Origin of the sequence: Burkholderia pyrrocinia (genome assembly GCF_022809715.1) — a bacterium.
GTDB classification, from domain to species: Bacteria; Pseudomonadota; Gammaproteobacteria; order Burkholderiales; family Burkholderiaceae; genus Burkholderia; species Burkholderia pyrrocinia_C.
Genome location: NZ_CP094460.1, coordinates 1,803,865 through 1,828,895, shown reverse-complemented (window position 1 = coordinate 1,828,895; position 25,031 = coordinate 1,803,865). Strand labels below are relative to the sequence as shown.

The following is a 25,031-nucleotide window of genomic DNA, read 5'->3' as shown; positions in this document are numbered from 1 at the left end:
AAATGAACATATCCAAATTCTTTATCGACCGGCCGATCTTTGCAGGAGTCCTATCGGTGATCATCCTGCTCGGCGGGGTGATCGCGATGTTCCTGCTGCCGATTTCGGAATATCCGGAAGTCGTGCCGCCTTCGGTGATCGTGAAGGCGCAGTACCCGGGAGCGAACCCGAAAGTGATCGCCGAGACGGTCGCGTCGCCGCTCGAGGAGCAGATCAACGGCGTCGAGGACATGCTCTACATGCAGTCGCAGGCGAACAGCGACGGCAACATGACGATCACCGTCACGTTCAAGCTCGGCACCGATCCGGACAAGGCCACGCAGCTCGTGCAGAACCGCGTGAACCAGGCGCTGCCGCGCCTGCCGGAAGACGTGCAGCGGCTCGGCATCACCACGGTGAAGAGCTCGCCGACGCTGACGATGGTCGTGCACCTGATCTCGCCGGACAACCGCTACGACATGACCTACCTGCGCAACTACGCGCTGATCAACGTGAAGGATCGCCTGTCGCGGATCCAGGGCGTCGGCCAGGTGCAGCTGTGGGGTTCGGGCGACTACGCGATGCGCGTGTGGCTCGATCCGCAGAAGGTCGCGCAGCGCGGGCTGTCCGCCGAGGACGTCGTGCAGGCGATCCGCGAGCAGAACGTGCAGGTCGCGGCCGGCGTGATCGGCGCGTCGCCGTCGCTGCCCGGCACGCCGCTGCAGTTGTCGGTGAATGCGCGCGGCCGTCTGCAGACGGAAGACGAGTTCGGCGACATTGTCGTGAAGACGACGCCGGACGGCGGCGTCACGCGCCTGCGCGACATCGCGCGGATCGAGCTCGACGCGTCCGAATACGGGCTGCGCTCGCTGCTCGACAACAAGCCGGCCGTCGCGATGGCGATCAACCAGTCGCCGGGCGCGAACTCGCTGCAGATCTCGGACGAAGTGCGCAAGACGATGGCCGAGCTCAAGCAGGACATGCCGGCGGGCGTCGACTACAAGATCGTCTATGACCCGACGCAGTTCGTGCGTTCGTCGATCAAGGCCGTCGTGCACACGCTGCTCGAAGCGATCGCGCTGGTCGTGATCGTCGTGATCGTGTTCCTGCAGACCTGGCGTGCGTCGCTGATTCCGCTGATCGCGGTGCCGGTGTCGATCATCGGCACGTTCTCGCTGCTGCTCGCGTTCGGGTATTCGATCAACGCGTTGTCATTGTTCGGGATGGTGCTCGCGATCGGGATCGTGGTCGACGATGCGATCGTCGTCGTCGAGAACGTCGAACGCAACATTGAAAGCGGGATGAACGCGCGGCAGGCGACCTACAAGGCGATGCAGGAAGTGAGCGGGCCGATCATCGCGATTGCGCTGACGCTGGTCGCCGTGTTCGTGCCGCTCGCGTTCATGTCGGGCCTGACCGGCCAGTTCTACAAGCAGTTCGCGATGACGATCGCGATCTCGACGGTGATCTCGGCGTTCAACTCGCTGACGCTGTCGCCGGCGCTGTCCGCGATCCTGCTGAAGGGCCATGGCGACAAGGAAGACTGGCTCACGCGCGTGATGAACCGCGTGCTCGGCGGCTTCTTCCGCGGCTTCAACAAGGTGTTCCATCGCGGCGCGGAGAACTACGGCCGCGGCGTGCGCGGCGTGCTGTCGCGCAAGACGCTGATGCTGGGCGTGTACCTCGTGCTGGTGGGCGCGACCGTGCTGGTGTCGAAGGTCGTGCCGGGCGGCTTCGTGCCCGCGCAGGACAAGGAATACCTGATCGCGTTCGCGCAGTTGCCGAACGGTGCATCGCTCGACCGCACCGAGAAGGTGATCCGCGACATGGGCTCGATCGCGCTGAAGCAGCCGGGTGTCGAGAGCGCGGTGGCGTTCCCGGGGCTGTCGGTGAACGGCTTCACGAACAGCTCGAGCGCGGGCATCGTGTTCGTCACGCTGAAGCCGTTCTCCGAACGGCACGGCAAGGCGCTGTCGGCCGGTGCGATCGCCGGCGCGCTGAACCAGCAGTACGGTGCGATCAAGGACTCGTTCGTTGCGGTGTTCCCGCCGCCGCCGGTGCTCGGCCTCGGCACGCTCGGCGGTTTCAAGATGCAGATCGAGGATCGCGGCGCGGTCGGTTATGCGCGGCTCGCGGATGCGACCAACGATTTCATCAAGCGCGCGCAGCAAGCGCCCGAGCTGGGCCCGCTGTTTACGAGCTACCAGATCAACGTGCCGCAGCTCAACGTCGATCTCGACCGCGTGAAGGCGAAGCAGCTCGGCGTGCCGGTCACCGACGTGTTCAACACGATGCAGGTGTATCTCGGCTCGCTGTACGTGAACGACTTCAACCGCTTCGGGCGCGTGTACCAGGTGCGCGTGCAGGCCGATGCGCCGTTCCGCCAGCGCGCGGACGACATCCTGCAGTTGAAGACGCGCAACGACAAGGGCGAGATGGTGCCGCTGTCGTCGCTCGTCACGGTGACGCCGACGTTCGGCCCTGAAATGGTGGTGCGCTACAACGGCTACACGGCGGCCGACATCAACGGCGGCCCGGCGCCGGGCTTCTCGTCGGGTCAGGCGCAGGCCGCGGTCGAGCGGATCGCGCACGAGACGCTGCCGCGCGGCGTGCGGTTCGAGTGGACCGACCTCACGTACCAGCAGATCCTCGCGGGCGATTCGGCGATGTATGTGTTCCCGATCAGCGTGCTGCTCGTGTTCCTGGTGCTCGCTGCGCTGTATGAAAGCCTGACGCTGCCGCTCGCGGTGATCCTGATCGTGCCGATGAGTATTCTGTCGGCGCTGACGGGCGTGTGGCTCACGCAGGGCGACAACAACATCTTCACGCAGATCGGCTTGATGGTGCTGGTGGGGCTGTCGGCGAAGAACGCGATCCTGATCGTCGAATTCGCGCGCGAGCTCGAACACGACGGCAGGACGCCGCTCGAGGCCGCGATCGAGGCGAGCCGGCTGCGGCTGCGCCCGATCCTGATGACGTCGATCGCGTTCATCATGGGCGTCGTGCCGCTCGTCACGTCGACGGGTGCGGGTTCGGAGATGCGCCATGCGATGGGTGTCGCGGTGTTCTTCGGGATGCTCGGCGTGACGCTGTTCGGGCTGATGCTGACGCCGGTGTTCTACGTCGTGCTGCGTACGCTCGCGGGCGGCAAGATCCACGTCGCCGGCAAGGACTCGGCCGGGTATGGCGTGCCGGCCCAGGGCGTACCGGCTTCGGATGCTTGAGGATAAGAAGATGGACAACATGCACAACACGAATGGCCTGATGCGCTTCGCGAAGGTGGCGGCCGCGAGCACCCTGCTCGCGACGCTGCTCGCCGCGTGTGCGGTGGGCCCCGACTACAAGCGCCCGGATGTGTCGACGCCCGCCGCGTTCAAGGAAGCGCCGACGCTCGCCGCGGGCGAACAGGCCGGCACGTGGAAGACGGCCGAGCCGTCGGACGGCGCGCACCGCGGCGAGTGGTGGACGGTGTTCGGCGACCCGGTGCTCGATTCGCTCGAGACGCAGGCGCTCGCCGCGAACCAGAACCTGAAGGCGGCGGCCGCGCGTGTCGAGGAAGCGCGCGCGGCGACGCGTTCGGCGCGCTCGCAATGGTTCCCGCAGGTCGGCGCCGGCTTCGGGCCGACGCGCGAAGGGCTGTCGTCGGCGTCGCAGTTGCAGCCGCAAGGCACGGGCCCGACCAACGCGACGCTGTGGCGCGCGCAGGGCACGGTGTCCTACGAGGCCGACCTGTTCGGCCGCGTCGGCCGCAACGTCGAGGCGTCGCGTGCCGACCAGGCGCAGAGCGAAGCGCTGTTCCGTTCGGTGCAGCTCGCGCTGCAGGCGGACGTCGCGCAGAACTACTTCGAACTGCGCCAGCTCGACTCGGACCAGGACCTGTACCGCCGCACGGTGGAGCTGCGCGATCAGGCGCTGAAGCTCGTGCAGCGCCGCTTCAACGAAGGCGATATCAGCGAGCTCGACGTGTCGCGCGCGAAGAACGAGCTTGCCAGCGCGCAGGCCGATGCGGTCGGTGTCGCGCGCCGGCGCGCGGCTTCCGAGCATGCGCTCGCGATCCTGCTCGGCAAGGCGCCCGCGGATTTCGCGTTCAAGGAAACGCCGATCGTGCCGGTCGGCGTGAAGATTCCGGCGGGCCTGCCGTCCGCGCTGCTCGAACGCCGCCCGGACGTGTCGGCGGCCGAGCGCGCGATGGCGGCCGCGAACGCGCGGATCGGCCTCGCGAAGTCGGCGTACTTCCCGAAGCTCGACATCACGGGCGCGTTCGGCTATGAGGCGTCGACGCTCGGCAACCTGTTCCTGTGGTCGAGCCGCACGTTCCTGCTCGGGCCGTTCGCCGGCACCGCGCTGACGCTGCCGCTGTTCGACGGCGGGCGCCGTGCGGCCGGCGTGCAGCAGGCGCGTGCGCAGTACGACGAGCAGGTCGCGAACTACCGGCAGCAGGTGCTCGTCGCGTTCCGCGAGGTCGAGGACAATCTCGCCGATCTGCGCCTGCTCGACGACCAGATCCGCGCACAGGATGCGGCCGTCAATGCGTCGCGCCGCGCGGCGACGCTGTCGCGCACGCAGTATCAGGAAGGCCAGGTCGCGTATCTCGACGTGATCGACAGCGAGCGGTCGGTGCTGCAGTCGCAGTTGCAGTCGAACCAGTTGACCGGTGCGCAGGCCGTGTCGACCGTGAACCTGATCCGTGCGTTGGGCGGCGGGTGGGGGCCCGCGCCGACGGCGGTCGGCGATGCGGCGTCCGTCAAGGCGGAAGTCGCCGCGCGTTGAGCGCGAACGGCGGGCGAATCGTCGCTCGCCGGCAGTGAAGCGAAGAACCCCGGCGTGCAGGCTCTGGTCTGCATGCCGGGGTTTTTTATGGCGTCAGGCGTTTTCGCTCATCGACAGGATGATCTTGCCTACGTTCACGGCGGACTCCATCCGTCGATGAGCCGCCGCGGCATTGGCGAGAGGAAACACGCTGTCGACGACCGGTTCGAGGCCCGCGCCTCCCGCAAAGCGGTCCAGCCAATGTTCGCGAAATCGCCGAACCATCGCGTGTTTCTCGCGCGGGTCGCGCGACTTCATCACCGTGCCGATGATTTGCAGATGACGGTACAGGATCTGATCGAGCGCAACGCTCACGTCACCGCCGCCGCCGAGTATGCCGACCTGCACCAGCCGGCCGCCGTTTGCCAATGACGCGACATTCCGCGAAAAATACGGCGCGCCCACGAAGTCGATGACGACGTCGACACCGCGTTTGCCAGTCCTGCTTGCGACGACTTCCGAAAAATCCTGCGCCTTGTAGTCGATCGCATGGTCCACGCCGAGTTGAACGATCCGTTCCAGTTTCGAGGCTTCGGCGGTCGCGAATATCGTCGCGCCGGTTGCGTAGGCGAGCTGGACCGCCGCGGAACCCACCCCGCCCGCCGCTGCGTGAATCAGCACCGAATCGCCACGTTGCAAGCGGCCCAGATGCAACAACGCTTCGTGCGCAGTGACGAAAACTTCCGGTATGGCAGCCGCGTGCACGTAGTCGATCGTTGCCGGAATGGGCATCGCCATTCTCCAGTCGATGCGCGCCAGTTCCGCATAGGCCCCGCCGCCGACGACGCCCATTACACGATCACCCACCTCGTAGCCCTGCACGGAGCTTCCCGTCTCGATCACCTCGCCGGCGATTTCGAGCCCCATGAGGGTGGAGTCGCCGAAATTGGGCCGGCCGTATCCGCCTCGCCGATGTGTCAGATCCGCGCGATTCACGCCCGCGGCATGAACGCGTACCAGTAGATCGTCGGGGCGAACCTCGGGTGCCGGGACTTCGGCCAATTGGAGAACCTCGGCCTCGCCGAATTCCTTGAATGTGATGGCTTTCATTTCACACCTTCCTGTGCCGGAGCTGAATGACCGGCGAGATCGTCGGACCGAGGTTGTGCGCCCAGCGTTGCCTGCGCCACGGCGGAAGCGGAAATCGCTGCGGGAAACCCGGCGTAGAACGCGAGGTGAGTAATTGCCGCGGAGAGCTCTTCGCGGGTTACGCCGTTCGTCAACGCGCGCCGCAGATGCGCCGGCAACTCGTCGAGATGGCCCCCCGCGATCAGGGCGGCGACGGTCACGAGGCTGCGATCGCGCGGCGCGAGCGACGGATCGCTCCAGATGCGCGGATAGAGCGTGTCGTCGACGAATGCCGAGAGCGTCGGCGTGAAGGCCCGCGCGGCCTCGCGTGGACTGTCGAAATGCGTATGAGACATGGCGATACTCCTTCAAGCCTGGCTGATGAACTTGTGCGTGAGGTAGTACTCGATGCCCTCGGTGCCGCCTTCCGAGCCGTGGCCGCTTTCCTTCATGCCGCCAAACGGCAGTTCGGTCGACACGATGCGGTACTGGTTGATGCCGATCATCCCGGCTTCGAGACCGTCCGCGACATCAATGGCCGTGCGCGCGCTGCGCGTGAACGCATAGGCGGAGAGCCCGTACGGCAACCGGTTCGCTTCGGCGAGCCCGTCGGCGAGGGCATCGAAGCGCATCAGCACCGCGATCGGGCCGAACGGTTCTTCATGCATCACGCGCGCGTCCTTCGGTACGTCGGCGAGGACCGTGGGTTCGAAGAAATATCCTTCGCCCTCGATGCGCTTTCCGCCGGCGAGGACCCTTGCGCCACGTTCCACCGCATCGGCGATGAGTTCTTCCATCTTGGCAAGCTGGCGCGGATTGGCCAGCGGCCCGACCTGCGTGCCGGCATCCATGCCATTCCCGACCTTGAGGGCCTGGGTGGCGCGCACGAAGTGCCCGACGAACGCGTCGTAGACTTCGCGCTGGATCAGGAAGCGCGTCGACGAGATGCAGACCTGGCCCGTACCGCGAAAGCGGTTCGCCGCACCGTCGACCGCGGCCTTCTCGACATCCGCGTCGTTGAATACGAGGACGGGCCCGTGGCCGCCCAGCTCCAGCGTGATGGGTTTGACGCCTTCGGCGGCACGCGCCGACAGCAGGCGGCCGATCGGTACCGAGCCCGTGAACGTCACCTTCCGGATGACCGGGGAAGCGATCAGATGCTTCGACACCTGGTCGGGCACGCCGAATACGACTTGAAGCACGCCCTTCGGCAAACCGGCGTCGTCCAGTGCACGTGCCAGCGCGAGCGCCGTTGCGGGGCTTTCCTCGCCGGGTTTGATGATGACGCTGCATCCGGCGGCGAGTGCGGCGGAGAGCTTGCGCGCCGGGGTGATCGCGGGAAAATTCCATGGCGTGAATGCGGCGACGGGCCCGATTGCCTGTTTTTTCACGAGCTGTTGCACGCCCGGGCGGTTGGATGGCACCACGCGGCCGTCGATACGGCGAGCCTCTTCGGCGAACCATTCGAAATAGTCGGCGGCACGCAGGACTTCGTCGCGGCTTTCTGCCAGTGGTTTGCCTTCCTCGAGCGTCATGACGGTAGCGATGTGCTCGGCGCGCTCGCGCATCAGTTCCGCCGCACGCTTCAGAATGCGCGCGCGTTCGGCAGGCACGGTGTTGCGCCAGACGTCAAAAGCCGGTGCGGTGGCCTGCAGGGCGCGATCCAGATCGGCTGCCGTCGCCAGCGGGACGCGCCCGATCTCGATTTGCGTGGCGGGGTTGATCACCGGCGCCGTTTCGCGTTCGCTCGCACCGATCCATTCGCCGTTGATGAAAAGATGAAGCGCGTCGTAACTGATGTCCATGGTAGTAGCCTTTATGGTTAGGATTGCGATTAAATATGTGTTCGCCACGAGCCGGACAGGGGAACCTGCGCCACGCCGTGTCTGGATGATTCGCCGTGGCGGGCCGAGCTCGGGTTTGATACTTCCGCGTTCTGATTGCCTGACTTCGGGACCCAGTCTAGGCGTGAAGCGGGCGGCAACTTAGAGGGGCCGGAAAGAATGAATCTTGTCTCGGGAGAGAAAATCCCCCTGCCAGCATGAAAGCGCATTGAAAGGATGCGCGAAAACGACAGGGGATTGCGCGCTGACTGCACGAAGCAGGCGCGGGCCCTATGATCAACAGGCTCGCGCGGGCCGAAACGCAGCGATTCGGCGATCAATTCAAAACCAAGGTGCGTAATGGACAAGGTTCACACCATGTCGGTGTTTGCGAAGGTGGTCGAGATGGGCAGTTTCACGGCTGTCGCAAACCACCTCGATACGACGGTCGGCAACATTTCCCGAGCGGTCTCGGTACTCGAGGACAATCTCAACACGCGGTTGCTGCAGCGCTCGACGCGACGGCTCGTCGTCACCGATGCGGGGCGACGTTTTTACGAGCGCAGCGTTGCGATCCTCTCGGACATCGAACGGGCAGAAGCGGAAGCGCGCGATGCGCTGCTGGAGCCGCGCGGCATATTGCGCGTGCATGCGGTGCCGGGATTAGGCCGTCAACTCGTTTCGCAAGCCGTGCTTGCCTATCGGAACGCATACCCGGAGGTATCGGTCGATCTCATGCTGTCGCAGCGGATGCCGAACCTGCTCGAAGAGCAACTCGACGTGGCGATCGTGATTGCGCGCACGCTGCCGGACTCGGCGTATGTGAGCCAGAAGATCGGCGTCAGCCATTGCATTCTGGCGGCGTCGCCCGATTATCTGGCACATCGTCCGGCTCCCGCGTGCGTGGAAGACCTCGTCGACCACACATGTGTGCTCCTGAGCACGGTCGATTACGCGCCCGACGAATGGCGTCTGCAAGGCAGGGTCGGCGAGGCGGTGTATCGTCCGGCGGGATCGCACTTCAGCGTCAACGACATGGATGCGATGTCCACGGTACTGCGCGAGGGCGCGGGGATCGGGCTGATCGCCGCCTTCTCGGCAATCGACGATTTGCGTAAGGGATCGCTCGTTCGCGTGCTGCCTGAATTCCACACCGCTCAGCGCAACGTCTATGCGGTGTATTCGTCCCGTCAGTTCGTCGACGCGAAGATCAAACGGTTCATCGATGTCCTTAAGTTGCGGGTAGGCGACCGGTTGGAGGCGTATGCGGAGGAGCTCGCCATCACGGTCGTATGACCCGCCTCACGGTCGGCATGATCGGACAAGTCGAGCGATGACCGGGAACGCGTTTCTGGCGCCGAACGCGCGCGAGGGTGGCCCATTGATTGCAACTAACGGTCAAGTCGTCCGGCGTTGACGGACGGTGTGGCGACGCCATCGCCGCACCGCTTAATGCGGACTGTCTTCAGACCGCAGTGCCCGCAAGAGTTCCCCGGCGGCCTTGCCGAGCCCCGTATGTTTCGGCCGCCGCAAATACACAGGCAGCGGCAGCCCGTTGCGAATGTTCGCGAACACGAGCGGTGCGAGTTCACCGTCCGCCACATACCGGTCGATGATCGATTCCGGCAAGTTCGCCCAGCCATGACCGGCCTTCACGAGCGCGATCGCGGTCGCCATGTCGGTCACCTTCCACGTGCGGTTGCCGATAAGCGGCCGCACGTCGGTGAGCGGCCGCTCCGGATCGGCGATCACGATCTGCCGAAACCCCGACAAGCGCTCGATCGCCTCCGGATGCGCGGCTTCTGCAATCGCCGGATGGCCGGGCGCGGCGACCGCGATCAGCGTCTCGGTCCACAGCGCGTGAATCTGTTCCTGCGGATGCAGGTCGAGCCCGCCGTACGCGACGCACAGATCGACGGCGCCACGATGCAGCGCGTCGACGATCGCGTCCTGCGGCTCCGTGACGACGCTGATCGCGAGCGCCGGATATTTCGCGGCGACGGCCGTCAGTGCGCGGGCGACGGGTGCGCCGTCGAGTTCCGCCGCGAGCCCGAGCCGCAGCGTGTCCTCGACGCCTTCCGACAGGTGCTGCGCATGCGCGCGCAGCGCGTGCAGCCGTTCGGCGATCGAGCGTGCATCGGGCAGCAGCGCGGCCATTGCAGCGGTCGGCGTCGGTTCGCGCGTGCCGCGATCGAACAGCACGAGATCGAGTTCGGCCTCGAGGTTCGCGATCGCCATGCTGACCGCCGACGGCGTGCGGCCGAGCGCGCGCGGCCGCCGAGAACGAGCCTTTGTCGATGACGGTCAGCAGCATGTCGATGTGGTCGCTGGTCAGCACGTGCGGCCTCCTGTCAGAAAAATTGAAAGGACCTGACTTTGGCGGACAGGGTACCCGCTGCTAGTCTCGCCACCTTGTTCGATTCGAAGGGGATGTTCATGCAAGGCTGGAAGCGACGCATAGTCTACGTCGTGATGTTCGAGGTGCTCGGCATCCTGATCGCGTCGACGGTGCTCGGCGTGCTGAGCGGCGCGAGCGCCGAAACGAGCGGCCTGCTGGGCGTGATGATCTCGACGACGGGCGTCACCGTCAATTTCCTGTACAACCTCGCGTTCGAGGCGTGGGAGCGGCGGCGCGCGGCGACGACGCGCACCGTGGGGCGGCGCGTGCTGCACGCGGTCGGGTTCCAGGTTGCGCTCGTGACGTTCCTGATTCCGCTGATCGCGTGGTGGCTCGACGTGTCGCTGGTGCAGGCGTTCCTGTTCGACGCGGTGCTGATCGTGTTCTTCCCGATCTTCACGTTCGTGTACAACTGGTCGTTCGACAGCGTGTTCGGGCTGCCGGATGCGGTGACGCGGAAGGCCGACGCGGCTGCGTGATGCAATGCGCCGCGCCGGTGTCCGGCACGCGGACGTGGATCGTTCAGAGGTGTCTGGATCCGCGCAGCGGATGCGCCGGTGACGTGCGGCGGGCGACAGGAAAGCGATGCGGGGCGGGCCCGCACCGTTTCCGGATGAAACTGGGAAAACCGGGCGGAACGAACGCCGCCCGTGAACTTACGCGGCGACGAACTCGTGCACGTAACGGTTGAACACGGCGGGGCTCGCTGCATTCATCCCGTGCGACGCGCCGGCGACGGTCTGCCGTTGCGCATCGCCGATCCACTGCGACAGCGTGTCGACGTTGTGGCGGAACATCTTCGGGCTGCGCTGGCCGTCGATCAGCAGCGTGCGGCATGCAATATCGCCGGCCGTGTGCTGCGAATACGCGGGCAGCGGGTCGCGCAGTTGCTTCGGCAGCGTGCTCGCGTTGTCGATCGCCATCGTGCGGAAGCGCGACGTGCTCTTCTTCCACGCGCCGGGCAGGCTCACCGAATCGACGAACATCTCGAGACCCGACTCGACGTCGCCTTGCCCGATCAGGTTCACGGCCTTCGTGCGCAGCGCGATCGCGGCGGCCGGCAGCGCGGCTTCGCGCACGCCCGGCTGTTGCAGCGGGCCGCCCGGATCGGCGAGCGTCAGCGATTCGACGAGTTGCGGATGCTGGCGCGCGACGTTGAACGCGACGCTGCCGCCACGCGAATGGCCGACCAGGTGCACGGGGCCGAGATCGAGTGCGTCGATGAATTCGGCGAGCTCGTCGACGTGGTTCTGCCAGCTGAACTCGTCCTGGATGCCCGCTTCGACGGCCGGCCAGTAGTGGCTGAGGCTCGGCGCGATGCAGCGGTAGTGGGCCGACAGCGATGCAAGCTGCGGATCCCAGTAGCGGTAGTCGCACAGCGAGCCGTGCACGAACACCATCGGCGCGCCGCTGCCCCGCTCGACATACGGCAGGCTGATGCCTGACGAAAGCGTCGCAAATTGCAGGTCGGGGTTCGCGAGCACGGACGGCTCGATTCGCATGTTCATGACTGAAAGACTCAAAGGTGCGTCAACACGACGCAACTATGCATCACGGCGACCTGCAAGGAAAACGCATAATTTTCATCGTGACGATCAATTTTATTGATGGCTCGGCTGAAAACCCTTGTCGGGGCGTGGTCATGCATCGAAGCCTTCAATAATCTGACGATTGATTTCGGCGGAGAAAGGGCATGCGGTGGCCTGCGCGCACGCGCAAACGCACCGGAAAGAGGGGGGGCAGGGGGCTGCGCGTCAGCGCATCGTCAACGCGGGTGCAGTCTGAAGCTCGACGGGAAGGTCATTATCGGCCGCGAACTGCATCGCGAAGTCGAACGCGTCCGCGCACACGCCGCGCAATTCGTCCGACACGAACAGGCATTTGACGCCGCCGTCGACGACCGGCATCGCGAGCCGCGACAGCGCGCACGGATAGCCGGGCCGCCGTTCGCCGACGAACATCGTGATGACGCCGGCTAGGCGTTCGGGCCAGTCGCTGGGGCGGAAGGTCTTCTGCGCGCGCGTGACGCCACGGATCAGGTGGCCGTGGGTTTGGCCAATGAGGCGGCCGTGTTCGGTGACTTCGATGCGATCCATGCTGTGGTGCGTGTCCTTGTCCGCGTCATTCGCCGCCGTCGGCCGCCGCGTCGCCGCGCGCGGGAATCCGCAGGTTGCGCAGCTTGTGATAGAGCGTCTTCTTCGGCATGCCGAGCGCGACGCTCGCATCCGCAACGTTGCCGTGGTGACGCTGCAGCATGTCCTCGATCAGCATCCGTTCGAAATACGCGAGCTGTTCCGCGAGCGTGCCGCCCACGGCTGGCGCGCCGCCCGACGACAGCAGGCTGTCGCCGGTCAGCCCGAGCACGAAGCGGTCGGCCACGTTCTGCAGCTCGCGCACGTTGCCGGGCCACGCGTGCGTCATCAGTTCGGACACCTGCGCAGCCGTGACGACCGGCGCCGGCTGCCCGAAGCGCCGCGCGGCCGCGAGCACAAAATGCTCGAACAGCAGCGGCACGTCCTCGCGCCGCTCGCGCAGCGGCGGCAGCTCGATCTGCGCGACGTTGAGGCGATACAGCAGATCCGCGCGAAAGCGCCCGTCGGCCGCGAGTTCGGCGAGATCGGCCTTCGATGCGGCAACCACGCGGCAATCGACCGGAATCAGCTCGTTCGCGCCGAGCCGCTCGACCACGCGCTCCTGCAGCACGCGCAGCATCTTGATCTGCAGCGAAATCGGCATCGTCTCGATCTCGTCGAGGAACAGCGTGCCGCCGTGCGCCCACTCGATCTTGCCGATGCGCTTCTTGATCGCACCGGTGAACGCGCCGGCCTCGTGGCCGAACAGTTCGCTCTCGAAGATCTGCTCGGGCAGGCCGCCGCAGTTCAGCGCGACGAAATGCGCATCGCGCCGGCCGCCGAAGTCGTGCAGGCTGCGCGCGATCAGTTCCTTGCCGGTGCCCGTTTCGCCGGTGATCAGCACCGACACCGACGTATCGGCGAGGCGCAGGATTTTCTTGCGCACGTCGGCCATCGCAGGCGACTTGCCGAGCACGTACGCCTCGATGCCCTGCCAGTTGTTGAGCGCCGCGCGCAGCCCCTGCACCTCGAGCGTCAGGCGGCGCTTCTCGACCGCGCGGGCGACGCGGCCGGCGATCACGTCCGACGAGAACGGCTTCTCGATGAAGTCGTACGCACCGACCTGCATCGCGCCGACGGCCGTCGAGATATCCGCGTGGCCGCTGATCAGCACGACCGGGATCTGCGCATCGACGGCCATCACGCGGTCGAGCAGCTGCAGCCCGTCGATGCCCGGCATCCGCACGTCCGACACGATCACCACCGGCGCGCCGGGCGCGACGTGCGCGAGTGCGTCGGCGGCCGACGCGAACGCGTCGACCGGGAACCCGGCGAGCGCGACGGCCTGCTCGACGCCGATCCGGACGTTTTCATCGTCCTCGACGACCAGCACCCGAATCTCATCTTCCATGCTCTGTCCTTTGCAGCGTCGCCGCCGCGAATTCGATACTGAACTGCGCGCCGCCTTCGTCGCGGTTCGTCGCGGCGATCTTCGCGCCGAACGCCTCGACGATGCGCGACGTGATCGCGAGGCCGAGCCCGAGGCCCTGGCCGCGCGGCTTGGTCGTGACGAACGGCTCGAACAGGTGCGGCAGCACGTCGGGCGCGATGCCGGCACCGCTGTCGGCGATCGTGAAGCGCACGCGGCCGGCTGCGTCCGCCTCGGCCGCCTCGATGACGATGCGGCGCACGGGCGCATCGTGCACCGCGTCGAGCGCGTTGCCGAGCAGGTTCACGATCACCTGCTGCAACTGGCTCGATTCGGCCGACACCGCCGTGCCGGGCGCGATGTGCACGTCGAGCCGCACGCCTTCGTCGCGGATCCGCGCGTCGTAGATGAGCCGTGCATGTGCGACAGCCTCGTTCAGCGACACCGCGACGCGCTCGACGTCGGGCTTGCGCGCGAAGGTCTTCAGCTCGCCGGTGAGCACCGCCATGCTGTCGACGAGCTTGCCGATCCGTTCGAGATTGGCATCTGCCTGCGCCGGCTGGCCGCGCGCGAAGAACGTGCGCGCGTTGTCGCACAGCGTGCGGATCGCGACGAGCGGCTGGTTCAGCTCGTGCGTGAGGCCGGCGGCCATCTGCCCGAGCACCGCGAGCTTGCCCGCGTGCACGACTTCCTGCTGCGAATCGCGCAGCCGCTGCTCGGTGCGCTCGCGCTCGTCGATCTCGCGCTGCATCCGCTCGTTCGCGGCCGTCAGCGCGGCCGTGCGCTGTGCGACGGTCAGTTCGAGCCGGTCGTTCGCGCGGCGCAGCGCATCCTGTGCGCTCAGCCGCGCGACGATCGCCCGGCGGCGCTGGATCGCGTAGCCGGCCAGCAGCGCGGCGATCAGGAACGCGCCCGTGACGAACACGAACGCCGTCTGCTGCTGGCGCCGCGCGCCCGCGATGTCGAGCAGCACCATCAGCGAATCGCCGGCCTGCGGCGCGGGCCGCGACATCACCAGATAGCGCGTGCTGTGGCCGGCGCGGCGCGGATCGGGGAACGCGCCGAGCCACGCGGCCGCGCTGCGGTCGCCGATGCGGCGGTACGGCAGCGCGTCGACGGTACGGCCCGCGTATTGGCGCGACGCCTGGATGTCGTGCTGCTGCTGCGCGGTGATCGGGCGCAGCGCGGTGAATTTCCATGCGGGTTCGGTCGAGATCACGACCACACCGTTGCTGTCGACGACCATCGCGGCGACGCCCGGCGCGCGCCATGCCGATTCGAGCGAATCGACGCTGATCTTCACGGCGGCTACGCCGATCGGCACGCCGTCGTCGCGCACCGCGCTGGCGAAGTAGACGCCCGGCACGCCCGTGTTGGTGCCGATGCCGAAGAAGCGGCCGCTGCCGCGCGCGAGTGCATCCTTGAAGTACGGCCGGTACGACACGTTGGTGCCGACGAAGCTGATCGTCTCGTTCCAGTTGCTGGCGGCGATCACTTCGCCCTGCAGGTCGATCACGTCAACGGCGCCGCTGCCCGCATCGCGGTTCACGGCTTCGAGGTACGTGTTCACCTTGTGCACGAGGTCGGGCGCGTCGTGCGGCGCGGCCTTCAGCATCGCACGCACGCCGTCCTGCCGCGCGACCAGGCCGGGCAGGATATCGAAGCGGCCGAGCTCGCTTTTCAGGCTCGACGCATACAGGTCGAGCCGGTGCGCGCCGGTTTCCTCGAGCGCGTCGATCGCGCGTTCCCATGCGAAATCGACGGCCGCAGCGGCCACGCCGACATACAGCACGGCGGCCGACGCCCAGCCCCACCACGGGATCCCCTTGAAGCTTTTCTGCACGTTCGCCCTCATCGAAACCCGCAACCGGTCGTCCGCAACCGGCCGTCCGCAACCGGCCGTCCGCAACGACGCGCGCCGCGCGCCGGCAAGGCCGGCGGCGGCGCGTGCAAAGCAGCCGGCGCGACGAGGCGCGCTGCGGTGCGTCACCCGAAGTGCGCGACCAGGATCAGCGTGACCGTGACGACGATCGCGCCGCCGATGCGCGTCGCGATCTGCGCGAACGGCATCAGCTGCATCCGGTTCGCGGCGGTCAGGATCGCGACGTCGCCGGTGCCGCCTTGCCCGCTATGGCACGCGTTCACGATTGCGGTGTCGATAGGGTACATCTTCATCAGGCGGCCGACCACGAAACCGGTGCCCATCAGCGTCGCGACGGTCGACACGATGGTCACGACGTTGACGATCGTGAACGCGGCGGTCAGCTTGTCCCACGGCGTCATCGCGACGCCGATCGCGAACAGCAGCGGATACGTGACGGCGGTCGAGAAGAACTTGTAGACGACGAACGCGCCTTCCTGCAGCGGCGGCGACACCGCGCGCGCGAGCTTCACGAGCACCGCGAGGAACAGCATCGCGACCGGTGCGGGCAGGCCGAACAGCTTGTGCGCCATCAGGCCGACGAGGTACAGCGTGATCGCCGTGATGCCGGCGCCCGCGATGTGCGTGACGTCGACGTGGCCGCGGATTTCTTCGTTTTCCGGCGTCATGTCGCCGCTTTCGCCGACCTGCAGGCGGCCGTTGCCCGTCAGGTGCGGCAGGCGCTTGCCGAGCATGTCGAGCGCGCCCGACAGGATGATCGCGGTCAGGCTGCCGAGCATCACCGGCGGCAGCACCATCGCGAACATCTCGCCTTGCGGCAGGTGCATCAGTTCCGAATAGCCGATCGACAGCGGAATCGCGCCTTCGCCGACGCCGCCGGCCATGATCGGCACGACGATGTACAGCAGCGTGTGGCGCGCGCCGAGGCCGAGCGCGGTGCCCACCGCCGTGCCGACGATCGCCGCGGCGACCGAGCCGACGGCGAGCGGGACGAAGATCTTCGCGAAGCCCTGGATCAGCACGCGACGATCCATGCTCAGGATGCTGCCGACGATGATCGACGCGATGAACAGGTACAGGAAGTTGGTCGACTTCGTGAATTCGACGGTCAGGTTCAGCACCGGCTTCGGCAGCAGGTGGTAGTACGTGAGCGCCGACGGCACGAAGGTCGCGAAGATCGCGGCCGCGCCGATGTTGCGCAGCAGCGGCAGGCGCTTGCCGAGTTCGGCGCACGTGAAGCCGAAGAACGCGAGCACGGCGATCGCCATCGAGATTTCGCCGGGCACCTTGCCCGTCACCGCGAAGCCGACGATCAGCCCGAACAGGATCACGTAGACCGGCAGCGGGATGATGCCGATGCGGATTTCCATCAGCTTCCACCAGCCTTCCGGCCAGAAGCGTGCGCGCGTGGCGGGACCGGCTTCGGCAATCGGCTCGGGATGGGACGGGGTATGGATAGAGGTCTGCAAGACGTGTCTCCTGATGTTGGAATGCCTGCTTTGCTTCGCGGCATCGTGTGCCGACTATTACGCAACCTCCGTGCCAAGGTGTCGGCCTGTCGGCATGTTTGCAGATCATTGATTCATAAGGGATTTGTATCGTCTGCGGAAAGAATGATGCGAAGGCCGTTCCGAGATTTCGGAATTCGCGCGGCGGGCAGGCCGAGATTTCGGCCGGATGGCCGGCCGCGCCCGATCGCCCGCCATATCGCCGCGCGCGATTTTCTTCGCACAATCGCTTCGTAGACCGCCCCTCCGCCGCTCTCTATCATCGGCTGATCCTTTTCCGATGCGACGACGACTGTCCGGAGAACGCCCGCGCGTTCGCCGCGGCGTCGCTCATCCGTCGATACCGTCTTTGGACAGGAGAGTGGTTTCCATGCTGCATGCCGTTTTTTCCGCCCGCTTTTCCTCCGGCCGCTTCGCGCGGCCGGCCCGCCTGCTGGCGGCCGCGCTGCTCGCCGGGTTGTTCGGCGTCGGGCTGCTGAACGGCGCGCGCGCCGACACCGCGCCGCTGAAGGTCGGCATCTCGACCAGCCCGCAGATCGAAGCGCTGAAGATCGCCGCGAAGGAGGCGAAGGCGCAGGGGCTCGACGTGAAGATCGTCGAGTTCACCGACTGGAATACGCCGAACGCGGCGCTCGCGAACAAGGACATCGACGTCAACTACTTCCAGCACATCCCGTTTCTCGAGAACGCGAACAAACAGGGCGGCTACAACTTCGTGTCGATCGCACCCGGCACGATCATGAAGATCGGCCTCTATTCGAAGAAGGTGAAAAGCTTTGCCGAGCTGAAGGACGGCGCGCGCGTCGCGATCGCGAACGATCCGGTGAACGGCGGGCGCGGACTGTTGCTGCTGCAGCGCGCGGGGCTGATCACGCTGAAGCCGGGCGCCGACTATCGCGCGACGACGCACGACATCGTGTCCAACCCGAAGCACCTGAAGATCATCCCGCTCGAAGCGTCGCAGCTCGCGCGTTCGCTCGACGACGTCGATCTCGCGCAGGGCTACCCGAGCTTCATCAAGCTCGCCGGCACGACCGACCCGAACAGCGCGCTGCTGTTCGACGGCACCGAGAACAAGATCTTCGCGATCCAGTGGGTCGTGCGGCCCGACAGCGTGAACGACCCGCGCATCCGCAAGTTCATCGCGATCTACCAGCACTCGCCGGCCGTGCGCAAGGCGCTCGACAACGCGTTCGGCTCGCTGTACGCGATCGCGTGGTGACGGAGGCGAACATGACGACGGCGAACCGGAAGAAGATCCTGCTCAACGCATTCAACATGAACTGCGTCGGGCACATCAATCACGGGTTGTGGACGCATCCGCGCGACCGCTCCGCGCACTACACCGATCTCGACTACTGGGCCGATCTCGCGAAGACGCTCGAGCGCGGCAAGTTCGACGGGATCTTTCTCGCGGACATCGTCGGCGTGTACGACGTGTTCGGCGGCGGCCCCGACGCCGCGCTGCGCGAATCGGTGCAGGTGCCCGTCAACGATCCGCTGCTGCTCGTGCCCGCGATGGCGCAGGTCACGCGCCATCTCGGCTTCGGCGTGACCGCGAACCTGACCTACGAGCCGCCTTACCTGTTCGCGCGCCGCATGTCGACGCTCGATCACCTGACGAAGGGGCGCGTCGGCTGGAACATCGTCACCGGTTATCTCGACAGCGCCGCGCGCGGGATGGGCCTCCCGCAGCAGATCGGCCACGACGACCGCTACGAGCGCGCGGACGACTACATGGACGTCGTCTACAAGCTGTGGGAACAGAGCTGGGACGACGACGCGGTGATCCGCGATGCACAGGCACGCGTGTTCGCGCAGCCGGGCAAGGTGCGGCGCGTGAAGCACGACGGGCCGTTCTATTCGGTCGACGCGATCCACCTGAGCGAGCCGTCGCTGCAGCGCACGCCGGTGCTGTACCAGGCCGGTTCGTCCGCGCGCGGCGTCGAGTTCGCGGGCCGGCACGCGGAATGCGTGTTCGTGAACGGGCAGAGCAAGGCCGCCGCGCGTGCGGCCGCGCTCGACATCCGCGCGGCCGCCGCGCGGCAGGGGCGCGATCCGGCGTCGATCCGGATCTTCGCGGGCGTGAGCGTCGTGACGGCCGAAACCGAGCGGCTCGCGCGCGAGAAATTCGACGAATACCGGCGCTACGCGAGCCCCGAAGCCGGCCTCGCGCATTTCGCGAGCTCGACCGGCATCGACTTCGCGAAGTACGGCCTCGACGAACCGATCTCGTACGTGAAGACCGATTCGATCCAGTCGGCCGTCGACGCGATCTCGCGCAAGAGCACGACCGGCACGTGGACCGTGCGCCGGATGCTCGAACAGATGTCGCTCGGCGGTCGCTATGCGCCGATCGTCGGTTCGCCGTCGCAGGTTGCGGACGAGCTGCAGTCGTGGATCGACGAGACCGGCATCGACGGCTTCAACCTGACGCGCACCGTGATGCCCGAGTCGTTCGAGGATTTCGTCGACTGGGTCGTGCCCGAGCTGCAGAACCGCGGCGTCTACAAGGAAGACTACGATCCCGCGCCGACGCTGCGCGAGAAACTGTTCGGCGCGGGCGCGCGCCTGCCTGCGTGGCATACCGGCGCGCAGCATCGGCCGGCCGCCGCGGCCGAACCCGCGCATCCCGCGCATGCCTGAACGTGACGGAGCGAAGCGATGACGCAATTGTTCGATACGCTGGGTTTCATCGACGCATCGGCCGCGCACGCCGGCGCCGCAGCGACGGTGCATGAGGCAACGGCTGCGCCTGCCGATGGCGTGGCCGTGTCGCTGGAGCAGGTCGGCAAGGTGTTCGCGACGCCGCGCGGCCAGGCCGCCGCGCTGCGCGACGTGACGCTCGACGTGCGGCGCGGCGAGGTGTTCGGGATCATCGGCCGCAGCGGCGCGGGGAAGTCGACGCTGCTGCGGCTCCTGAACGGCCTCGAACGGTCGAGCTCGGGCCGCGTGCGCGTGCAGGGCGTCGACGTCGGCGCGCTCGACGAGGACGGCCTCGTCGCACTGCGCCGCCGCACCGGCATGGTGTTCCAGCATTTCAACCTGCTGTCCGCGAAGACGGTATTCGAGAACGTCGCGCTGCCGCTGAAGATCGCCGGCGTGCCGAAGGCCGAGCGCGTGCGCAAGGTCGACGCGCTGCTCGAACTCGTCGGGCTGACCGCGAAACGCGACGCGTATCCGGCGAGCCTGTCGGGCGGGCAGAAGCAGCGGGTCGGCATTGCGCGCGCGCTCGTGCACGATCCTGAGGTGCTGTTGTGCGACGAGGCGACGTCGGCGCTCGACCCCGAGACGACGCAGTCGATCCTCGCGCTGCTCGCCGACATCAACCGCCGCCTCGGGCGGACGATCGTGCTGATCACGCACGAGATGGAAGTGATCCGCGCGGTGTGCGACACGGTCGCGGTGATCGAACAGGGCGAAGTCGTCGAAACGGGCCCGGTATGGCGCGTGTTCGGCGATCCGCGCCACGGCGCGACGCGCGCGCTGCTCAGCACGCTGGTGCACGACCTGCCGGCCGAGCTGGCCGCGCGCGTGCAGCCGCTGCCCGAGCAGGCCGCGTTGCCGGACGGCGCGCAGATCGTGCTCGACGTTCGTTATACGGGCGAGAGCGGCGGCGAGCCGGACGTCGGCGCGCTCGCGGCGGCGCTCGGCGGCTCCGTGCGTTTCCTGCACGGCGGGATCGAGCGGATTCAGGGGCATGCGCAGGGGCGGCTCGTGATCGCGGCTTCGCCCGGCGCGAACGATGCGGGCGCACAGTCTGCGCGCGGCGCGGTTGCCGCGTTGCTCGAGCGTGCACGCCGCCATGCGAATCACGCGGAGGTGCTCGGCTATGTTTGAACTCTGGTGGCCCGAACTGCTCGACGCGATCCGCGACACGCTGTCGATGGTCGCCGCATCGGCCGCGATCGCGGCGCTGATCGGCGTCCCGCTTGCGGTGATCCTCGTGACGACCGCGCCCGGCGGCATCTACGCGCGACGCGGCGTGAACGCGGTGCTCGGCGCGCTCGTCAACGTGTTCCGTTCGACGCCGTTCATCATCCTGCTCGTCGCGTTGCTGCCGTTCACGCGCGTGCTGATCGGCACGACGATCGGCGTATGGGCGGCCGTCGTGCCGCTGTCGATCGCCGCGATCCCGTTCTTCGCGCGGATCGCCGAGGTGAGCCTGCGCGAAGTCGATCGCGGGCTGATCGAGGCCGCGCTCGCGATGGGCGCGAAGCGCCGCCACATCGTGTGGCACGTGCTGCTGCCCGAGGCGCTGCCCGGCATGCTCGGCGGCTTCACGATCACCGTCGTCGCGCTGATCGGCTCGACCGCGATGGCGGGCGCCGTCGGCGCGGGCGGGCTCGGCGATCTCGCGATCCGCTACGGCTACCAGCGTTTCGACACCACCGTCATGGCGACCGTGATCGTGATCCTGATCGCACTCGTTTCGGCCGTGCAAATCACGGGCGACCGCCTGGTCCGACGCGTGACCCGGCGTACCTGAGCAGTGCCACAAGCACTCGCTCGCTTCATTCATGATCCTGAGAGAGCAATACCTATGACCTTGCCCATCGGCGCGCCGCGCGAATGGAACGGAGAATTCGAGGAAGCGCTGTTTCTCGACGTGGCGCGACGCCATCGTCCCGGCTTCCCGACCAAGCTGACCACGCCGCCGCGCGAGCCGTCCAACGCGGACGAACTGGCCGCCGTCGCCGACTACTACACGAAGATGGCGTCGCACGACCTGTTCATCGTGCAGGTCGTCGCGAAGGCGATCGACACGCTGTTCCGCGACGATCCGCATTTCCAGCTGATCCTGTCGCGCCAGCTCGGCGACGACGGCGCGCATGCGGTGATCGGCCGCGAGCGCGTGACCGAACTGACGGGGCGCGATCCGCTGCCGGAAGTCGACCGGCTCGTCGCCGCGCACTGGGCGCGCATCGGCGATATCGCGGTGCGCGACGTGGCGGGTTTTCTCGCGTTCGAATGGCATTACGAGCTGCACATCCTCGCGAAGCTGTGGATCCAGCGCAAGACCGGCCGCATCGGCGACGGCGCGATGCGCGAGCACGGCGAGAACCGGATCCGGCCGGACGAGGAGTGGCATCGCGTGCAGATCGTCCAGTGGTGGTTCGACAAGCTCGCCGCGCTGCCGGCGGCGGAACGCGACGCGCTGATCGATCGCGTGATCGAGGCCGACGAGGAAACGCAGGCTCGGCTCGACGGTTATCTGCACGACGAGTACGCGCATACCGCGCATGTGTTCGGCGCGGATATCGCTGAATACCGCGCGATCTACGACGACTGGCGGCGCGAGATCCTGTCGCGGTTGACCGGCAGGCGCGAACTCGGGAAACTCGTGCCGTTGTCGGACGCCGTCTCGACCCAGGAACAGGAAGCCGTCGCATGAACGATCCACGCGGCCCGGCGACGCTCGCCGCGGCAACGGATGTGTCAGCAATCGATCGGGACGCACTTGCACGCGTTATCGACGCACTGCGTGCAACCGCCGCCGCACGTGACCGCGCGGGCGGTCACGCGGCGCAGGAGAAACAGTGGCTCGCCGACGCGGGCCTGCTGACGCTCGCGGTGCCGCGCGCGTTCGGCGGGCAGGAAGCCGCGTGGCCCGCGATCTACGACGCGATCCGACAGATCGCGCGAGTCGACAGTGCGCTCGCGCATCTCGTCGGGTTCCAGTGCCTGCAGGTGGTGAGCGTCGACGTATGGGGCAGCGCCGCGCAGCGCGAACGTTATCTGCGCGGCACGGTCGAGCAGCGCTGGTGGTGGGGCAATGCGGTCAATCCGCTCGACACGCGTCTCGTTGCGACCGCGACGCCGGACGGCGGCTACCGGCTCGACGGCGTGAAGGGCTTCTGTTCGGGCACGCGCGGTTCGCAGCGGATGACGGTGTCCGCGCACGATCCGGAAACCGGCCGCACCGTGTTCGGCGTGGTGCCGACCGATCGCCCGGGGATCGCGGTCAACGACGACTGGGACCCGATCGGCCAGCGCCAGACCGACAGCGGCAGCGTGCGCTTCGACGGCGTGACGCTCGCGCCGGACGAGGTGCTGCACCGTTCCGAGACGCCGCCGACGCCGCGCGCGACGCTGCGCACGCTCGTGTCGCAGCTCGTGCTGACGAATCTGTTCGTCGGGCTTGCGGAAGGCGCGCTGACGGAAGCGCGCGATTATGTGCTGAAGCATGGCCGGCCGTGGATTCACTCGGACGCCGCGCAGGCGAGCGACGATCCGTACACGCTGCAGCGCTTCGGCGACATGCGCGTGCGGGCCGTTGCCGCGGCGGCGCTGGCCGATCGCGCGGCCGGCGCGTTGCAGCACGCGTGGGCGCGGCACGATGCGCTGACGTCGGATGAGCGAGCGGAGGTGGCGCTCGCGGTATCGGACGCGAAGATCGTCGCGCAGCGCGCGGCGCTCGACAACGGCGAGGCGCTGTTCGACGCATGCGGCGCGCGTGCGACGGCTGCGTCGCTCGGCCTCGACCGTTTCTGGCGGAACGCGCGCACACATACGCTGCACGATCCGCTCGACTATCGGCTGCGTGACGTTGGCCGGTTTGCGCTGAAGGGAGAATTGCCGCCGGCGTCACTCTATACGTAAGTGAGCGCGTGCTCCGTCATTGCTCGACGGAAGCGCGGCCTTCCGGCGGCACGGGGGCGTAGGCCAATGTTCTATCGGCTGACATGCGCAATGCCGCTGCCGCCTTCGGTGGGTGCCGAACCGGTGCCTCGGCGGCACCGCGAAGCGCAGTGGCAGGCCGTCACGTTTCTGGATGCCTAGATCGGCAGGCGGACCGTCTGCTTGATGCGCTTCAGCGGAATCTCGGTTTCGACGTTGCGTACGCCTTCGATCTGCGTGAGCGTTTCCATCTGGAAGCGTTGATAGTCATCGAGATCCCGGGCGATGACGCGCAGCAGGTAGTCGTAGCTGCCGGCCATCAGATGACATTCGAGTACTTCGGGCGCTTGCTCCATTTCGCGCGCGAAGCGCTCGACCGTCGTCTTGTCCTGGCGCTCCAGCGTGACGCGCACGAACGCCGTAAACCTCAGGTCGACGGCGACGGGGTTCAGCAGCGCGACATAGGCGTCGATGACGCCCTGCTCCTCGAGCAGGTGAACGCGACGCAGGCAGGGCGTGGCCGAGAGTCCGGCCTGTTGCGCGAGTTCGGCATTCGTCTGGTTCGAATTCTGTTGCAACGCACGCAGAATGCGCCGGTCGATCGCGTCCAGCTTGGTTGACATTTTTGACTATCGTGAATGTGAATATTAGAGAATAGCTCCAAATTTAGTATTCGAAGTAGCCAAATACGCATCCAATCTCCACCGGAAGGCACCGATAATCTGACGACCGGCCGGCCTGTGCAACGCGCTGGCGTCGCACACGGCGCGCGCGATTCCCGTCCCCCGGCAATCCCCTTCAGGAGATCTCCCATGCTGCACGTATCCTGGCTGCCGTTCATCGCCACGTCCCTTCTGATCATCGTCACGCCGGGCCAGGACATGGTTCTCGTGATGTCGCGCACGCTGTCCGGCGGCATGCGCGCGGGCCTCCTGACCGCGGCGGGCGTCAGCGTCGGGCTGCTCATGCACACGATGCTCGCGACGCTGGGGCTGGGCGCACTTCTTCAGGCATCCGAATGGCTGTTCACTGCGCTGAAAGTGATCGGCGCGCTGTACCTGCTGTACCTCGGCATCACGCTGCTGCGTTCGTCGGGCGAGCTGGCGCTCGCAAGCAGCCGTGGTGCGCCGGAATCGCGGCTGCGCACGTTCGCGCAAGGCGCGCTGTCCAACGTGTCGAATCCGAAGGTCGCGCTCTTCTATCTGGCGTTCCTGCCGCAGTTCGTCTCCGCGGGCGCCGCGCATCCGATGCTGTCGCTGTTCGTGCTGGGTGCGACGTTTGCCGGCCTGACGTTTCTCGTCAAGGGGCCGGTCGCGCTGTTCGCCGGCCTGCTGTCGGCGTCGATTCGCCGCAATCCGCGCATCCTGACCCGCATGCACCGCTTCAGCGGTGTGGTCCTGTTGGCGCTGGGTGTAAAGCTGGCATTTGAGCGCCGCTGAGGG

General features: G+C 66.9%; 20 protein-coding genes and 1 pseudogene. 11 read left to right on the top strand and 10 right to left on the bottom strand.

The annotated features are described in order from the left end of the window. Positions 1 to 2 precede the first annotated feature (2 nt). Both ceoB and opcM read left to right on the top strand, forming a co-directional pair. Positions 3 to 3,203 (top strand): multidrug efflux RND transporter permease subunit CeoB, encoded by a 3,201-nt coding sequence (gene ceoB, locus MRS60_RS25020; RefSeq protein ID WP_034181751.1) that lies wholly within the window; start codon positions 3 to 5, stop codon positions 3,201 to 3,203. Between the two features lie 10 nt (positions 3,204 to 3,213). Further along, positions 3,214 to 4,749, top strand: a complete 1,536-nt coding sequence (gene opcM / locus MRS60_RS25015) for a multidrug efflux transporter outer membrane subunit OpcM (protein WP_034181752.1) — start codon at positions 3,214 to 3,216, stop codon at positions 4,747 to 4,749. Between the two features lie 93 nt (positions 4,750 to 4,842). Here opcM and MRS60_RS25010 read toward each other — a convergent pair whose 3' ends face one another. The 3 genes from MRS60_RS25010 to MRS60_RS25000 are packed head-to-tail and all read right to left on the bottom strand — an operon-like array spanning position 4,843 to position 7,661. After that, positions 4,843 to 5,838: an NAD(P)H-quinone oxidoreductase gene (locus tag MRS60_RS25010; RefSeq protein WP_034181753.1), complete on the bottom strand. Its 996-nt coding sequence runs from the start codon at positions 5,836 to 5,838 to the stop codon at positions 4,843 to 4,845. Further along, entirely contained in the window at positions 5,835 to 6,212 is a 378-nt protein-coding gene (locus MRS60_RS25005) for a carboxymuconolactone decarboxylase family protein (RefSeq protein ID WP_034181754.1), read from the bottom strand. The genes MRS60_RS25010 and MRS60_RS25005 overlap by 4 nt, the downstream gene beginning before the upstream one ends. Before the next feature lie 12 nt (positions 6,213 to 6,224). Then, entirely contained in the window at positions 6,225 to 7,661 is a 1,437-nt protein-coding gene (locus MRS60_RS25000) for an NAD-dependent succinate-semialdehyde dehydrogenase (RefSeq protein ID WP_059695390.1), read from the bottom strand. A 378-nt stretch (positions 7,662 to 8,039) separates the two neighbouring features. Between MRS60_RS25000 and MRS60_RS24995 the strand changes: the two genes are divergently transcribed. After that, entirely contained in the window at positions 8,040 to 8,975 is a 936-nt protein-coding gene (locus MRS60_RS24995) for a LysR family transcriptional regulator (RefSeq protein ID WP_243565732.1), read from the top strand. Between the two features lie 153 nt (positions 8,976 to 9,128). On the opposite strand, the pseudogene MRS60_RS24990 reads toward MRS60_RS24995, so the two are convergent. Further along, positions 9,129 to 10,017, bottom strand: a pseudogene (locus tag MRS60_RS24990) (LysR family transcriptional regulator). A 98-nt stretch (positions 10,018 to 10,115) separates the two neighbouring features. Between MRS60_RS24990 and MRS60_RS24985 the strand changes: the two are divergent. Beyond that, complete coding sequence (locus tag MRS60_RS24985; RefSeq protein WP_034181836.1) at positions 10,116 to 10,556, top strand: PACE efflux transporter; 441 nt, start codon at positions 10,116 to 10,118, stop codon at positions 10,554 to 10,556. Positions 10,557 to 10,733: 177 nt separating this feature from the next. Here the strand turns inward: MRS60_RS24985 and MRS60_RS24980 are convergent, their stop codons facing one another. From MRS60_RS24980 to MRS60_RS24960, 5 genes are all read right to left on the bottom strand, one after another. Next, entirely contained in the window at positions 10,734 to 11,585 is an 852-nt protein-coding gene (locus MRS60_RS24980) for an alpha/beta fold hydrolase (protein WP_243565731.1), read from the bottom strand. Positions 11,586 to 11,831: 246 nt separating this feature from the next. Continuing rightward, the gene (locus MRS60_RS24975; protein ID WP_243565730.1) at positions 11,832 to 12,173 is read right to left on the bottom strand and encodes a DUF3579 domain-containing protein; all 342 of its coding nucleotides are present in this window, start codon (positions 12,171 to 12,173) and stop codon (positions 11,832 to 11,834) included. Positions 12,174 to 12,198: 25 nt separating this feature from the next. Beyond that, positions 12,199 to 13,560, bottom strand: coding sequence for a sigma-54-dependent transcriptional regulator (locus MRS60_RS24970; RefSeq protein ID WP_175749538.1), 1,362 nt, complete (start codon positions 13,558 to 13,560; stop codon positions 12,199 to 12,201). After that, a complete protein-coding gene (locus MRS60_RS24965; RefSeq protein ID WP_243565729.1) occupies positions 13,550 to 15,433 on the bottom strand; it encodes a sensor histidine kinase in 1,884 nt (627 codons plus the stop codon). Before MRS60_RS24965 ends, MRS60_RS24970 begins: the two co-directional genes overlap by 11 nt. 131 nt (positions 15,434 to 15,564) lie before the next feature. Next, positions 15,565 to 16,929 carry a 2-hydroxycarboxylate transporter family protein gene (locus tag MRS60_RS24960; protein ID WP_034181762.1) on the bottom strand — a complete coding sequence of 455 codons (1,365 nt, stop codon included), beginning with the start codon at positions 16,927 to 16,929 and terminating at the stop codon, positions 15,565 to 15,567. Between the two features lie 409 nt (positions 16,930 to 17,338). On the opposite strand from MRS60_RS24960, the gene MRS60_RS24955 reads away from it, so the two are divergent. From MRS60_RS24955 to MRS60_RS24930, 6 genes are read left to right on the top strand one after another with little or no spacing between them, the layout of a single operon-like run. Next, positions 17,339 to 18,190, top strand: a complete 852-nt coding sequence (locus tag MRS60_RS24955) for a MetQ/NlpA family ABC transporter substrate-binding protein (RefSeq protein ID WP_111018977.1) — start codon at positions 17,339 to 17,341, stop codon at positions 18,188 to 18,190. An 11-nt stretch (positions 18,191 to 18,201) separates the two neighbouring features. Continuing rightward, positions 18,202 to 19,614 carry an LLM class flavin-dependent oxidoreductase gene (locus MRS60_RS24950; protein ID WP_175749536.1) on the top strand — a complete coding sequence of 471 codons (1,413 nt, stop codon included), beginning with the start codon at positions 18,202 to 18,204 and terminating at the stop codon, positions 19,612 to 19,614. An 18-nt stretch (positions 19,615 to 19,632) separates the two neighbouring features. After that, positions 19,633 to 20,808 carry a methionine ABC transporter ATP-binding protein gene (locus MRS60_RS24945; RefSeq protein ID WP_243565728.1) on the top strand — a complete coding sequence of 392 codons (1,176 nt, stop codon included), beginning with the start codon at positions 19,633 to 19,635 and terminating at the stop codon, positions 20,806 to 20,808. Next, positions 20,801 to 21,457 (top strand): methionine ABC transporter permease, encoded by a 657-nt coding sequence (locus MRS60_RS24940; protein WP_243565727.1) that lies wholly within the window; start codon positions 20,801 to 20,803, stop codon positions 21,455 to 21,457. Before MRS60_RS24945 ends, MRS60_RS24940 begins: the two co-directional genes overlap by 8 nt. A 54-nt stretch (positions 21,458 to 21,511) precedes the next feature. Then, positions 21,512 to 22,363, top strand: coding sequence for a hypothetical protein (locus tag MRS60_RS24935; RefSeq protein WP_243565726.1), 852 nt, complete (start codon positions 21,512 to 21,514; stop codon positions 22,361 to 22,363). Next, positions 22,360 to 23,571 (top strand): acyl-CoA dehydrogenase family protein, encoded by a 1,212-nt coding sequence (locus tag MRS60_RS24930; protein ID WP_243565725.1) that lies wholly within the window; start codon positions 22,360 to 22,362, stop codon positions 23,569 to 23,571. The genes MRS60_RS24935 and MRS60_RS24930 overlap by 4 nt, the downstream gene beginning before the upstream one ends. A gap of 176 nt (positions 23,572 to 23,747) precedes the next feature. Here the strand turns inward: MRS60_RS24930 and MRS60_RS24925 are convergent, their stop codons facing one another. Then, positions 23,748 to 24,212: an Lrp/AsnC family transcriptional regulator gene (locus tag MRS60_RS24925; protein ID WP_105391033.1), complete on the bottom strand. Its 465-nt coding sequence runs from the start codon at positions 24,210 to 24,212 to the stop codon at positions 23,748 to 23,750. 189 nt (positions 24,213 to 24,401) lie between these two features. Here MRS60_RS24925 and MRS60_RS24920 point away from each other — a divergent pair, with 189 nt between their 5' ends. After that, on the top strand, positions 24,402 to 25,028 hold the full coding sequence (locus tag MRS60_RS24920; protein WP_105391032.1) for a LysE family translocator: 627 nt from the start codon (positions 24,402 to 24,404) through the stop codon (positions 25,026 to 25,028). Positions 25,029 to 25,031: the final 3 nt, after the last annotated feature.